At 35.2% G+C, this 14,211-nt stretch carries 11 protein-coding genes; 1 reads left to right on the top strand and 10 read right to left on the bottom strand.

All coding sequences use genetic code 11. The features are described from left to right. Positions 1-9: 9 nt before the first annotated feature. From ACZ5N5_RS19305 to ACZ5N5_RS19350, 10 genes are all read right to left on the bottom strand, one after another. The gene (locus tag ACZ5N5_RS19305; protein ID WP_277678339.1) at positions 10-693 is read right to left on the bottom strand and encodes a YesL family protein; all 684 of its coding nucleotides are present in this window, start codon (positions 691-693) and stop codon (positions 10-12) included. 89 nt (positions 694-782) lie between these two features. Beyond that, positions 783-1,568: a Nif3-like dinuclear metal center hexameric protein gene (locus ACZ5N5_RS19310; RefSeq protein WP_464372943.1), complete on the bottom strand. Its 786-nt coding sequence runs from the start codon at positions 1,566-1,568 to the stop codon at positions 783-785. A gap of 105 nt (positions 1,569-1,673) precedes the next feature. Beyond that, positions 1,674-3,308, bottom strand: a complete 1,635-nt coding sequence (locus ACZ5N5_RS19315; RefSeq protein ID WP_245902260.1) for an ABC transporter substrate-binding protein — start codon at positions 3,306-3,308, stop codon at positions 1,674-1,676. Between the two features lie 90 nt (positions 3,309-3,398). Further along, positions 3,399-4,271: a carbohydrate ABC transporter permease gene (locus ACZ5N5_RS19320; protein WP_054787132.1), complete on the bottom strand. Its 873-nt coding sequence runs from the start codon at positions 4,269-4,271 to the stop codon at positions 3,399-3,401. Between the two features lie 11 nt (positions 4,272-4,282). After that, positions 4,283-5,173 carry an ABC transporter permease gene (locus ACZ5N5_RS19325; protein WP_245902281.1) on the bottom strand — a complete coding sequence of 297 codons (891 nt, stop codon included), beginning with the start codon at positions 5,171-5,173 and terminating at the stop codon, positions 4,283-4,285. A 401-nt stretch (positions 5,174-5,574) separates the two neighbouring features. After that, entirely contained in the window at positions 5,575-6,468 is an 894-nt protein-coding gene (locus tag ACZ5N5_RS19330; RefSeq protein WP_464373799.1) for a carbohydrate ABC transporter permease, read from the bottom strand. Between the two features lie 42 nt (positions 6,469-6,510). Beyond that, positions 6,511-7,473: an ABC transporter permease gene (locus ACZ5N5_RS19335; protein ID WP_245902261.1), complete on the bottom strand. Its 963-nt coding sequence runs from the start codon at positions 7,471-7,473 to the stop codon at positions 6,511-6,513. Positions 7,474-7,555: 82 nt separating this feature from the next. After that, entirely contained in the window at positions 7,556-9,235 is a 1,680-nt protein-coding gene (locus tag ACZ5N5_RS19340; protein WP_464372944.1) for an ABC transporter substrate-binding protein, read from the bottom strand. Positions 9,236-9,417: 182 nt separating this feature from the next. After that, positions 9,418-11,166 (bottom strand): sensor histidine kinase, encoded by a 1,749-nt coding sequence (locus tag ACZ5N5_RS19345; protein ID WP_464372945.1) that lies wholly within the window; start codon positions 11,164-11,166, stop codon positions 9,418-9,420. Further along, on the bottom strand, positions 11,163-12,710 hold the full coding sequence (locus tag ACZ5N5_RS19350) for a response regulator transcription factor (protein WP_464372946.1): 1,548 nt from the start codon (positions 12,708-12,710) through the stop codon (positions 11,163-11,165). The genes ACZ5N5_RS19345 and ACZ5N5_RS19350 overlap by 4 nt, the downstream gene beginning before the upstream one ends. A gap of 337 nt (positions 12,711-13,047) precedes the next feature. Between ACZ5N5_RS19350 and ACZ5N5_RS19355 the strand changes: the two genes are divergently transcribed. Next, entirely contained in the window at positions 13,048-14,181 is a 1,134-nt protein-coding gene (locus ACZ5N5_RS19355) for a glycosyl hydrolase family 8 (protein WP_464372947.1), read from the top strand. The last annotated feature ends 30 nt before the right edge of the window (positions 14,182-14,211 follow it).

A 14,211-nucleotide genomic window follows, 5' to 3' on the forward strand; every position in this document is an offset into this window, starting at 1 on the left:
CGTTCCTTTCTATTCTTGTTTGACAAAGCTAACTTTCACATCATCAATAATTGGCTTCGTATTCATCATTAAAAACCAAGTAACTAAGCTAGTGATAAAAATAAGAATAAAATCTGTCGTAAAAAACATGAGCACGATTGTAAGAAAAACAATTCCCAAATTACCTGTCGTAATTTTTATGCGTGTAAAAATATAGTAGATAGATAAACGATAAATATCCCTTATTCTAAACTTATAGTGGGTAGTAATTACAAGCACATAAAAGGTAAAGATCGTCAGCAATAAAAGAGCAACTAAAAAAATGCCGTTCAAAATTTGGTAAAATACAGTAGGATTTTGATTAAAATATTGGATATCAATAACTAATATAAAAAATGTCATTAAAATAGGTATCCACACCTTCATTACATCCAAAAAGTTTTTCCTATATGCCTTCCAAAACTCCGCAAATGGAGCGATATCTTTGTCACGCACTAGTACTCCTAAACTATGAGATAATGCTGCAAAGGCAGGCCCTGATGGAATAAAGGCAATAAAGTAAAAAATCGCATTAGATATACTCGGAATAAGGAGCATAAAGGCAGCAAAGAATAATAGGTTGGTAAAAATAAATAACATATTGAGGACCAGCAACCAGTATACATAATTGGAAAAACGATAAAATCCACCTTGGGAGTATTGGTTTGTATTCATTTATAAAAACCCTTTCATTTATGTATTTGTCAGATGCAAACTAGCTCTTCTTATTTATTTTACTATGAATTCCCTGACAATAGGTGATTTTATTTCCATTTAATACATTGTTCGGTTGCAATAAATTCAACTGGAATCGTTGGGAATCTTTTTTCTATTCGCTTTGCTAAAAATCGCATTCCTGATTCTTCACTTTCTAAATGGCCTAATATAATAGCACCAATGCGATTGCCTTGGTTATTAGCATCACGAATATACTCAGGAGTTTCCCATTCAGGTCCTTCTCCATAGATAACAAGATCTACTTGATCTACTTCAAAAGCAGGGATAGCCGTTAATCCTCCACCTCTATAACCTACCAACATAGCAATTCGACTACAATTCATGGATAAATCGCCAACATAACGAACTGTAGAGAGATTTAATTTATGTTTAACATAATCTATCACATCACTTAGCTTCCGTTTTGGAATTTGAATGATTGTCGCTATTTCTTTATGTTCCTCCACATCATCCATCCAATCAAGATGGTGTAGTAGGCCTTCCATAATACCATCTGGTTGGTATTCACGATGGATCGCATCATGAAGTCGATAGATCGCTATACCAGAGGATTGAATAAGCTTCCATTTCTTTTGACCAACCTCACTCTCCACTACTTGATCATCATCGTGTTGAAAGAATACACCCTCATGACAAATTAATAAATTAACTCCTTGTTTAATAGCTTGCTTTATTACTTCATATGTCGGCATAAAACAGATGGCTATTTTTTTAATTTTATTATTTTCGTCTCCAAATTTCAGGGTATCCACTGTATTTTCTATCGGGTTACTCGTCAGCTCGTTCACTACTTGTCGAATCGTCCATTCCATTTTCTTCACCTATTCCAAATTTTAACTATTTAATCCAAAACTTTTGAAAACCGCTTATAGAGGAAAAGGAAACATAACACAATCGTATTATGTTTCCAGATAACATTATTTATTTTCTTGATACACTTGGTTTGCTAGTTCTACATATCCTTGAACATTTTTCGCTTCTATTTCTTTCACATATGCATCCCATTCATCTAAACTTCTTTCACCAACAATAAATTTAAGTGTGTTTTGTGTCACATGGTCTTTTAATGGTGTACTGATAAGGGACGATTGTTCTAATTGCATGGCATCATATTTGATTGGTGGGTCTGGTAAGACGAGTTCTTTTGTTTCATGCATAGCATTTTGGAACTCAATCTCTTCTTCACTAAACATGGAGTGAAGTAATTCAGTAGGACCACCATAGGAAAAGTTTCCTCCCGAGAATCCATAATCGATTTGAAGATGATTTTCGGCTTCTGGATTCATCCCTCTAAAGGTCACATCTTCTGCCAATTGACGTTCTCCGTTTTCCTTCGTATAAGTTTCGCCCTCTACACCCCATTTAGCAAACTCCAAGCCTTCATCACTGTACATGAGCCAGTCAATAAATTGCAGCATTGCTTCAAAATTAGGGTCATCCTTCGCGTTAGCTGAGAACATAATACCATTTTCTAATTTAGATCCGCCCATCAAATGACCAGCAGGTCCGCCTGGTACGACAATTTTCTTAATCTCATAATTGTCAGCACCTAAGGTTTCATCCATCGTCGTACGATATTGCGTCAAAGTTTGACCATTTGTATTAATTACAAAGGATTTGCCACTTGTGAATTTTTCAATTGCTGGGTCATCCTCTTGTGTTACACTCTCAGGGTCTAACAAGCCTTTCTCTACTAAGCCATGAAAATATTCTACCATTGCCCGATATTCATCCGTTGTCGGGGCAAATATAAACTCATCAGATTCTTCTACATAAGTAAGCATATTACCGAGGCCCCAACCTGCCTTCGTGCCAAAAGTAACTGCAGCAATATTTAATGTACTATCCAGTTTAAATCGATCAGAAAATGGAATAACGTCTGGATATGCTTTTTTCATTTCTTCAAGCATTACTTCGACTTCTTCCCATGTTTCCGGTTCTTCTAGACCGAGTTCTTCTAAGATATCTGTTCTAACAGCCAAGCTATAATCTGGCCATACTTTTTCATGCACCCCTGGAAGGACGTAATATTTTCCATCTTGTTGGCGCAAGCCTTCAAGGAATGGTTCAATTTCCCACTTTTCCACCTTTTCTTGGTAGTGTGGCATCATATCAACGTAATCACTAATCGGCAAAATAGCTCCAGAAGATACAAATGGTGTTTCTTCCCCTGGGTATGTTTTTGGGATTATATAAGGGGCATCCCCACTACTGATTAGCAAACTTCTTTTCTCCGTATAGTCACTCATTGGTACAGAAGTTAATTCTAATTCCACATTGGTTAATTCCTTAATCTTATCAAAAAACAACCAATCATCCTTTATCGGATAATTCGGATGATCACTAAATAGAGAAGTAAATGTAACCGGTTCTGTCGCTTTAAAGGTATCACCAACTCCATAATCCTCCATTGCTGCACCAGATCCTGATTCACTCGAACCTTCTTCACCCTTACCATCTCCATCAGATTCCGCATCATTACACGCTGCCAATAGACCTAGAAACAAGATAAACATAAGTGCTAACATCCATTTTGTCCAATGCTTTTTCACTCTTTTTCCCCCTCTATTTGTTTAAAAGTTGAATGGTCGTTTGCTAAAACAGTTTTCCGTTAGGGATCACCTCCTTAAAACCTATCTTCATTAACCCTTTACTGAGCCTAACATGACACCTGAAACAAAATATTTTTGAATATAAGGATAAACTAATAAAATCGGTAAAACAGTTAACACCATAGTTACTGATTTAATGTTGGCAGAGATTTGAACTAAATTATCAGCACTCGTCGCACCTGTTCCAACACTCGCTTCTGCGCCTTTAATCATATTTCTTAAGTAAATCGATACAGGAAACAATTCTTTTTCCGTAAAATAGATAAAGGCAGGAAACCAGGAATTCCAGTGGGTAACAGCATAGAATAGCATCATGGTTGCTAGAATCGGTTTTGACAATGGCAAGACAATTTTAAAGAGAATCCCGAATGTACTTGATCCATCCATAATCGCCGCTTCTTCCAATTCATCCGGTATATTTTCGAAAAAGGTCCTCATGATTAACATGTTAAAAACACTAATCGCATTCGGAATAACAATTGCCCAAATAGAATTACCAAATCCTAAAGAGGTTACGAGTACATAGTTTGGAATTAATCCCCCATTAAAGAACATGGTAAAAACAAAGAACATGGTTAAAAATCTTCTACCTTTTAAACGCTTTTTCGCTAACGGATAGGCAATCATTGTCGACAAAACAAGCGATATTAATGTTCCTATCACCGTATAAATGACGGTGTTCTTATAATTAATCCAGAACATAGAATCAGACATAATCACCTTATATGTCTCCATATTAAAGCCCTTTGGCCATAAGCTAACCTTCCCTGCATTAATATAAGCTTCAGAACTAAATGATTGTGCTAAAATATTGAAAAATGGAAATAAAGTAACAAAAACAATCAATAATAAAACCGTCACATTAAAGATTTTAAATAGTTTATATTGCCAAGACTCTTTCATCTAGATCCCCCCTACCACAAGCTGTTGTCAGTTATTCGACGTGATAAATAGTTCGCACCAAAGACTAAAATTAAACCTATGATTGATTCAAATAGACCTATAGCAGTACCATAACTAAAGCTTCCAGATTCAAGACCAACCCTGTACACATAAGTAGCAATGATATCTGCCGTCTCATATGTAAGTGGATTGTAGAGTAGTAATACCTTTTCAAAGCCAATTTGAAGGAAATTCCCAATATTTAAGATTAAAAGCACCACAATGGTTGGCAATATTCCAGGAATCGTAATATGGATCGTTTGCTTCCATCTATTTGCCCCATCAATTCTAGCTGCCTCATATAACTCTTCATTAATTCCAGTAAGTGCTGCTAAATATAAAATCGCTCCCCAGCCTAGTCCTTGCCATAAGTCAACGCTTACAAAAATGGTCCTAAACCATTCTGGCATCTGTATAAAATTAACCTTTTCTAGACCTAGGAAGGAAAGCAAACCATTGATTGGACCATTTAATGCTACTAACTCGAATACCATACCTGCAACGACTACTACCGAAAAAAAGTGTGGTAAATAAGAAGCTGTTTGAACAAATCTTTTAAACAATCGGTTCTTTACCTCGTTCAGCAATAAAGCAAAAATAATCGGAGCTGGAAAAGTAATAATAAGTAATAACAGCGCTAATATTAATGTGTTAGCAAAAACATTATAAAAGGTTGGATCACTAAGAAACATCTTAAAATAATGAAATCCTACCCACTCTTCCCCGATAATATTTCCACCAGGAATAAATCTTCTAAACGCAATAATATTTCCAAACATAGGAACATATTTAAAAATGATTAAGTAAACGATTGGAATAATAATGAGAGAATATAGCTGCCAATCTTTTAAAACTACTCTCATACCACTTTCTCTCGACAATCTCCATTTTGATAATCTTGTTTCAGGATTTTTATTCGTTTGCTCCATTCCATCTCCCCCTTATGTAGCTTCTGTCAACAAAGAAAAGGCTTACATTAAAATGAGTGTAAAGTCATTTTCTCTTATTTTTTGTTAAACCCTAGTATGACTAGTATGCTAGTTAAAACAAAATATTCCTTTACAAAGAACTCATCTGCACTTTGTTTAATCGTTGCACTTATTATAAATCGAATATTTTTATTTGTCAATATACTAGAATGGTAGTATTTTATTTTTTTTATTAGTTAGTTAGAGAGCAGGATCAAGGATAATCAATATTTATGGAATAAAAGAAAGCCTCGAAAAGAAATATTTCTTTTCGAGACTTTTTGTAATAAGCTTATCTATTTTACTGCTCCAAGTGTCATCCCTTTCACAAAATACTTTTGCAAAAATGGGTAAACTAAAATAATTGGAACACTTGCAACAATTGTCATCGTCGCTTGAATGGATTTCGGTGTAACTTGATTAGATCCAGAATCCGATGAGTTAGCAAACGCTGACGCCATATCTCCACTTGACGTAGTACTAGAATTTTGTAAGATTTTCATTAATTCATATTGTAAAGTGGTTAAATGTTCATTACTCGAATTATATAAGAAAACATCAAACCATTGATTCCATTGAAATACTGCCACAAATAAAGCCACCGTTGCAAGTACAGGTAAAGACAGTGGAAGAACAATTTTAAAAAATATTCGAAAATCCCCTGCCCCATCGATCCTTGCTGATTCGAAAATACTTTTCGGCAATCCTTCGATAAAGGATCGCATGATGATAAGGTTAAATGCACTAATGAGTGTAGGTAGTATATACACCCAAAATGTGCCTATTAACTGCAACTCTTTCATCAGTAAAAATGTTGGTATTAGCCCACCATTAAAGTACATTGTCATAATAAAGATAATAGTGACAGATTTTTTGAACATAAATTTTGATTGTGCAATAGCATAAGCTACCATTGCAGTACAAAGTAATCCGACCCCTGTACCAATAAGCGTTCGTAAAACCGAAATAATAATCGCCTGAATGACAGCTGCTTCTTCGAATACATGTGAGTAATTATTCCATGTGAATTCTCTTGGCCATAGATATATTCCACCTTTTACTGAATCGGTTGCATCATTTAAAGAGATAGCGATCTGGTTTAAAAAAGGATATAGCATAACTACACATAAAAGAACGAGGAAAATAACGTTACAAGTATCAAAGATAACATCCTCTCTTGTTTTTCCCATCCCGCTTTTTTGAAGCTTCCAAAATTCCAATCCACACACCTCCTAGTAAAGTCCGCCTTGGCCCATTTTTTTAGAAAAGGAATTCGCTGCGATCAAAAAGATAAAACTAATAATTGTTTTAAAGATCCCAGCTGCAGTCGCTAGCGAAAAATTAAACATCGATATCCCATACTTGATAACAAAAACATCGATATTCTCGGAATACTCCACGTTCATTCCATTTCCTAATAGGTATTGTGGCTCAAAACCTGATTCCAAAATATATCCAATATTCATAATTAATAAGACAACAATAACGGACTTCATTCCAGGAATAGTAATATGACGAATTCTTTGCAAACGAGAGGCACCGTCTATTTTGGCAGCTTCATATTGTTCTTGATCTATCATCGAAATTGCTGCCAAGTAAATAATCGCATTCCACCCTACATTCTTCCATGTTTCAGCAGCACCTAAGATTCCCCAAAAGTATTCCCCTACTCCCAGCCATAAAATGTCTTCCTTTATAAGTCCTAAACTAGTTAACAGGTCATTAAAGATTCCATCTATGGATAATACGGAAGATACTAATGCAGCCGCTACAACCCAAGACAAAAAGTGTGGTAAATAACTAATCGTCTGGACCACTCGTTTAAATTTAATATTTGATAATTCGTTTAATAGAATCGCTAAACCAATGGCTGTTACAAACCCGAGTACTAAATTAATAATACTTTGAGCCAATGTGTTACGAAGTACCCCTAGAAATCTATCGTCAGTGAACAAAAACAGAAAATGCTTGAAAGCGACCCATTCCTGTTCGGAAAAACGAAGAGCTGGCTTAAAGTCTTGAAAGGCCATAGTCCAGCCCCAAATCGGTAAATATTTAAATATAATGACCCATATGACAAATGGTATGGTCATTAATAAAAGGGTTTGCTGTTGTTTACATTTACGTAAAAAAGCCTTTAAACCTTTTTCTTTCTTTGGAGTAAGTAGTACATCGGACGTTGTTTCTGATTGCAAGATTAATCCCCCTTTGCATAGCTAATATGTTGGATATGGAAAAAGGAGAAGGCTGCAATAAGTCAGCCCTCCGCTTTCGAAATTATTCGACACTCTCTACAAGCTCTACTTTTCTTTTTACCGAATCAGTAATTACTTTTTCATACTCTTCAGCAGGCAATTGAGAAAATTCTTTCTTATATGTTTCCCACATCGCATCAAAATCACCTGGCTCTGCGAAAATCATTTCAGGGAAAGCTTTCAACATTAAATCATTTGCCTGTTGTTCATAGAGAGCTGCCTGGGAACCAGTTTCTATCGGTGTATCCCATGCTGGGAACCAAGGTCTTGAATCAGGCTCAGAGAAATGCTCTGTGAATGTTTCAATTCCATATGCATTCAAGAATTCTTTGTCTCCTTCATCATAGCTTAAAGTAGCTACTTCCGGCTGACGGCCTGGCTCAACCGCATTTCCATCATCAAATTCACCACTCATTCTTGGCCATCCCCATTCAAAATAAGTAAAGCCAAATTCCTCTCTATAATCTGTTTTTGATGTTTGTTCAATTTGCTCCTCTGTTCGGTAATAGCGCCCATTCTCATCAATCTCATAATGCTCTCCTTCTATTCCCCACATAATCAATTTTTGGGTTTCGATTTTCGCAATATGATCTAAATATTTAATGATTCTTATTTGATCTTCTTCAGGTGTACCGGTAGTAATACCCATTCCAGGGGACGCAACATATGCTACTGGATCCAAATATTGATCTTTTACGCCTTCATCAAATACGATAGGGAATCCCATATAATCATTGTAATAATCTTCATCCTCGCCTAACGCGTTAGTGGATTGACTTACTTGCCAGCCATAATCGAAAAATCCAAGCACTCTTCCAGAGGTTATTTTTGCTAAATATTCATCATAGTTTTGCGTAAAAGCTTCTTGGTCGAACAATCCTTTATTGTTAATTTCATTTAATTTCTTTAGCCATTCCTTTGTCATATCTTTATCGTTATAAACGGTTGCCTCGAGAGAATCCATATCAACCGTTACCCCTCCGTCATTTGGGAAACCAGCTAAATGCATTGGTTGATTCGTTAATGCAAAAAATCGCCAATCATGAGTTAATGCTGTAAATCCGATAGTATCGGCACCATCTATCTTCGGGTGCTTTGCAGCATATTCTTCGATAATACCGAAATAATCCTCTAACGTTTTAGGCTGTGGATAGTCTAATTCCTTTAATACAGAACGTTTAATCCACCAAGCTCCTTGATTCAGATTAGCAGGTTTAGCATAACCGTGAGGAGCACCTGAAGAAATCAAGTAAATATTCCCATCCTCACGCTTCATTAATTCCCAGTATGGCTTATACATTTCATAGAGGTTTGGGGCATGTTCTTTAATAAGATCATTTAATGGCACAAAGCCTCCTGCATCTATAACAGCATCTGTTGACTGCTCTGCATTTAACAATTCTGGATACTCACCACTTGCAATCATTGTTCCTATCTTTTGATTAACGTCACCAACGATGTGCTCGATATCAAAATTGACACTTGTTTCTTCCTCGAACATTTTTCCTAAGGTTGTTTCCGATGTATTAATATCTGTTCCTGGTCCAGAAGCATCAAAAAAGTCATACGTAAATACTTCGCCATCTGAATTTTCATCACCATCATCATTCGTATTACTTGATGGATTATCATTATTACATCCTACAAGCATAAGCATAGTGACTAATAAAAAAACTATAAAATAAACCCACCTCTTTAACATAACTAATTACCCCTTTCACTTTTTATTTTTCTGTAAGCACTTTCATTTTAGCGTTTTATCAGTTCTTTTATCACCCATAAAAGTTTAGAAAATACTTTGAAAATTATAGATGTCCATCATTGACCTTCCAAAATATGCGTATCCTTTGATTAAAATCAAAGAATACGCATGATGGATTAGAATTACTCTCGATCGGCTTGTCGAAATAAAGGAATCGATAATTTAATTTTGGTTCCATGTTGATAGCTACTTTCCAAGGAGAAATCAAATCGTTCACCATAGTAAAATTTTAAGCGCTGGTAAACATTTTTGATTCCAATGCTGTCACCAGTAATCTCTTCTTCTGTTAATGATTGAATAATTGCTCTGTATTTCTCTTCTTTTATCCCAATTCCAGTATCACTGACCATACACGTTAACAAATCCTTATCAAGGTGAAAAGAAATATCAATCTTCCCTTTTTCCTTTACAGGTTCTATCCCATGAATACTAGCATTTTCCACGAACGGGATGATTATCATATGAGGAATCATCATATTCTCTACTTCCTCCGGTAGATATATCGAATAACTCATCTTATCTCCGAAACGGTATTGTTGAATGTTAAGAAAGGATTCAATTAATTGCACCTCTTCCTTCACTAGCACCCAATCTCTTCCCCAAGTAAACGAATTCCGAAGTAGCTGCGCCAGATTTTGGATGATGGACGCTGTCTCGTTTTCTTCTTTTAGAACACTCCGCATCCGAATTGTTTCCAAAACATTAAACAAAAAGTGGGGATTGATTTGGCTTTGAAGTGCCTTTAATTGTGCTTCTTTTTTTTGTAACTCTACATCCTTCTTTTGAATCGTGACAAGATAGACATCTTGGATTAAGTCCTTGATCTTCATTGCCATTCGATTATATTCCGTTGTCAGGACTCCAATCTCATCTTTATATTCTTCTCCTTTGATAATTTCAAAGTTTTGGTTTTTCATCTGGCGCATTTTTTTCAAGATTTTATTTAGACGAAGATGAATATTTCCCGTCATATATATGATAAACATCGAAGGAATGATGAAATTCCAAATAGCAAGGTAAAGAATAAAGAATCGAGATTCTCGAACCTGGTCGATCAGGTTATTTTCTGATAAGACTCCTACTAATGTCCAGTTATTTAAATATTGAGTGTGGTATTGATTGCGTATGATCGTTGCCCTGTCAGATATCGCTACATCTTCAAAAAGCAAAGATTGATCCTCCCATTCAATGCCCGAATCATTAGAGTATTCAATAATACCATTGTCATTGATTAGATAAAGATTTCCTTCAAATGTCGCATTGTTTAAAATAAGTTCAATAAAGCTCTGATTGAGATGTACCATTATAATATTTTCGTACTGGGAATCCTTTGTGTTTTGATCACGAACGACAGCAAAATGATCTCTTTTTCCTTCTTTCATAATCGTTGTGACAGCAGGATAGTGCTTTCGTTTCTCATTAGTAAAGGTATACCAATAGGATCCTTCCACTGAGGGGTCAATCGCAAATATCCCTCCAGCAGTAATAACAGAGGAATTATCTGTATATAGATGAATAGATCGAATAGTAGAGTATACTGGAGAATATTTATTAATATCTCGAAAGTATTTATTATAGGCATGGATAAAACCTATCGGACTCTCATAATCCTGGCTTAACAATTCCGATACGTATGGATCAGAATACAAGATGGATGCAACTCCTGCTGCATCCTCCACTCCTTGTTTAAAGCTATTAAAAATTTGAGTTAATGCTAACTCGTTATCTTGTCTTTTCTGCTCTTTTACGTTCTCTGAAGTAACATAGTAAAAGATAATATTCGTCAGTACAATTGGTAGAAATACAGAAATAAAATAGATCATAAGTAATTTATTGCGTATCTTAATATTATTAAAGTGTAAATCCTTCATATCATTCCTCTTGTAATAATGAATTTTCTGTATTGTGAAGGTGTTTTTCCGACCATTTTTTCGAATTGGGTAACAAAATAATCCGAATTATTAAATCCCACTTTTTCTGCAATTTCATACACTCTCATATCTGTCTGTCGCAATAATTTTTTGGCTTCGTCTATTCGAAGCTTTAAAAGAAAGTCTTTAAAATAAACTCCATACGTTTTTTTAAATAATTGCCCCATATACACAGGATTCATATAAAATTTATTAGCAATACTCTTTAATGTGAGCTCCTGATCAAAATGGGTAGAAATATATTTTTTTATTTCATGAATGGTTGCATGAACATTGTTTTGATAACATGAACAAAGGGTTTTCGAGCTCTCTACTAGAAAGTCGGTTACTAAGGATTGTAATTGAATAGCAGTAAGTGGCACACGTTCCCATTCTATTATTTGTTTAACATTAGAAATTCGTTGCTCTTCTCCTAATGAACCGCGAAGTAAGTCAAGTACATCGTGAATGACTCGGTTAATGACATGATGAATCGCATCTGCAGTCATTCGTTTTTTATTAAATAACGCCATCATTTCTTTCACCGCTTCTTTGATTCCATCCATATGATGTTCTTCGATTAATTCACGTAATTTAGTATAGAATGCTGCCTCTAAGTCTTCATTATAGATGGGTAAATGCTGAAGCTTTTGATATAGGAAGATATTGGTATGTAGGTCGATATATTTGTATTGGATCGTCTGATTGACAGATTGAAAGGATTTTTTTATCTCAGATAATTGCTTGATGGTTATGCCTACATAGATAAAAATCCCATCCATATCTAAGAAATGATAAAGATTATCTATAAATGTTTGAAGTTCTATATCATTTCTCGTTAGAAATAGATCTGTTATACAAAGAAAATATTTTCCTGGGCTTAACTCAAACAATGCGGTACTTTCACTATAGGTGTATTGTTCTAAAAATCCATCGGTTTTTGTATAAATGTGATAGGCATCCTTATTTATACCATTCACTTCTATAATAATTGCCGTGAATTGATTAGCATGACAAAACATTAAACGTTGTGAATCAGATGTTAACAAATTATCCTGCTCTTGAAGTAGCCCTTTCACTAATGTAACCGTTAACATTTTTTCTTTATATTTTTTAGTCCTTTTTTCCGTTTCCAGCTTTGTTACGACTTTCTTTAGTGTTTGCTGGATTTCTTCATGATCTATTGGCTTTAGAATAAAATCCTGAACTCCGTAGCGTAATGCTTTTTGTGCATATTTAAAGTCATTGTAACCACTGATCACAATGAAATATGGTGTTGTTGAAAGCTTCTCATTTAAACTTTTTATTAAATCTAATCCATCTATTACAGGCATCCGGATATCTGTTATTACGAGATCTGGTGGTTCGATCATTATTTGCTCTAAAGCATCCTCCCCATTCGCTGCATCCCCACAAATGGAAAATCCATAATATTGCCAATCAACTAATTTCATCATTCCTTTTCGAACGTAATGATCATCATCGACTAAAAATACTTTATACATCTATTTCTCCCCTTTCTTTCATTAAACAAACATTCCAATTAATTGTGAGGAAAGTAAATCTTTCCAACCGTTTAATCGACATGGAAGGCTACCATTCGTAGGAATGAATGACCAAACAAAGGAAAGTATCCTTGATACCATATGTTCTTGCTATAAGAGGAGGTATCATCAACTATTATCGTTCCCTCAAAATATGAACTCCACCTCCCGTAAAAGATTTTTAATTAAATTTCACTTTGTTCATTCATTGAACGTACTTATTATAGTATACTATGAGAAATAGGAAAATAACAAATTAATTTTAGCTTAATAGACCAAATAGAAAAGGAGTTTTCATATGACGAAAAAAGCAGCATTTATCACAGGAAATTATCGCAATCTACTACATGAATATGGGTATTCTCAAAAAGAAATAGACGAAAAATTAAAAAATACGTGGAAGCAATTATTCTCAGCAGATCATCCTGAAACTCAAATCTACTATCCAGTAGGAGAGGATCTTGGTTACATGCTAGATACCGGCAATAATGATGTCCGAACAGAAGGAATGTCTTATGGAATGATGATGGCTGTTCAAATGGATGATAAGGAAATATTTGATCGCTTATGGAAATGGTCCAAAACCTATATGTATATGGATGAAGGAGAAAATACGGGATACTTCGCTTGGTCCTGTGCACCTGATGGTACTAAAAATGCCCTAGGGCCAGCTCCAGATGGGGAAGAATATTTTGCCATGGCGTTATTTTTTGCTTCTAATCGCTGGGGAGATGGCGACTATCCATTTAATTATAATCAACAAGCAAGGGATATCTTACATTCCTGCTTACATAAAGGGGAGAACAATGATGGCTATCCAATGTGGAATCCTGATAATAAATTGATAAAGTTTGTTCCGAGTGTAGAATTTTCAGATCCTTCTTATCATTTACCACACTTTTATGAGTTATTTGCTTTATGGAGTAATGAAGAGGATCGTCCATTTTGGAAGGGGGCAGCAATAGAAAGCCGCAAGTATATCGCCAAATCTGCTCATCCTATTACAGGTCTGGCTCCTGAATATGCATTTTATGATGGTCAACCCAATCATGTGAGAGGCTTTGGACACTTTTTTAGTGATTCCTATCGAGTTGCTTGTAATATTGCTATTGATTATGAATGGTTTCATGATAACGCATGTCCGATAGTTGTAAATGAAAAAATTCAAAGTTTTTTTGCAAATGTAGATCCTGATGATTTCCGGAGGTATAAAGTGGATGGAGAGCCTTTTGAGGAGAAGGCTTTACACCCTATAGGCCTCCTTGCTACAAATGCCATGGCATCCCTTGCAACACACGGGGAAAACGCTAGGAAGTGTGTAGAATTATTCTGGAACACACCAGTTAGAACCGGGAATAGACGATATTATGATAATTGTTTATATTTCTTTAGCTTATTAGCTTTAAGCGGAAATTATAGAATTTGGAAATAAATAGGAGAGGAAGTGAGCAAGACTCCTCAC

The organism is Gracilibacillus sp. JCM 18966 (genome assembly GCF_055392695.1).

Bases quoted from the DNA above. Each gene is read 5' to 3' on its own strand.
- ACZ5N5_RS19305 (WP_277678339.1), bottom strand. From the start codon at position 693: ATGAATACAAACCAATACTCCCAAGGTGGATTTTATCGTTTTTCCAAT.
- ACZ5N5_RS19310 (WP_464372943.1), bottom strand. From the start codon at position 1,568: ATGGAATGGACGATTCGACAAGTAGTGAACGAGCTGACGAGTAACCCG.
- ACZ5N5_RS19320 (WP_054787132.1), bottom strand. From the start codon at position 4,271: ATGAAAGAGTCTTGGCAATATAAACTATTTAAAATCTTTAATGTGACG.
- ACZ5N5_RS19325 (WP_245902281.1), bottom strand. From the start codon at position 5,173: ATGAGAGTAGTTTTAAAAGATTGGCAGCTATATTCTCTCATTATTATT.
- ACZ5N5_RS19330 (WP_464373799.1), bottom strand. From the start codon at position 6,468: ATGGGAAAAACAAGAGAGGATGTTATCTTTGATACTTGTAACGTTATT.
- ACZ5N5_RS19340 (WP_464372944.1), bottom strand. From the start codon at position 9,235: ATGTTAAAGAGGTGGGTTTATTTTATAGTTTTTTTATTAGTCACTATG.
- ACZ5N5_RS19345 (WP_464372945.1), bottom strand. From the start codon at position 11,166: ATGAAGGATTTACACTTTAATAATATTAAGATACGCAATAAATTACTT.
- ACZ5N5_RS19350 (WP_464372946.1), bottom strand. From the start codon at position 12,710: ATGTATAAAGTATTTTTAGTCGATGATGATCATTACGTTCGAAAAGGA.
- ACZ5N5_RS19355 (WP_464372947.1), top strand. From the start codon at position 13,048: ATGACGAAAAAAGCAGCATTTATCACAGGAAATTATCGCAATCTACTA.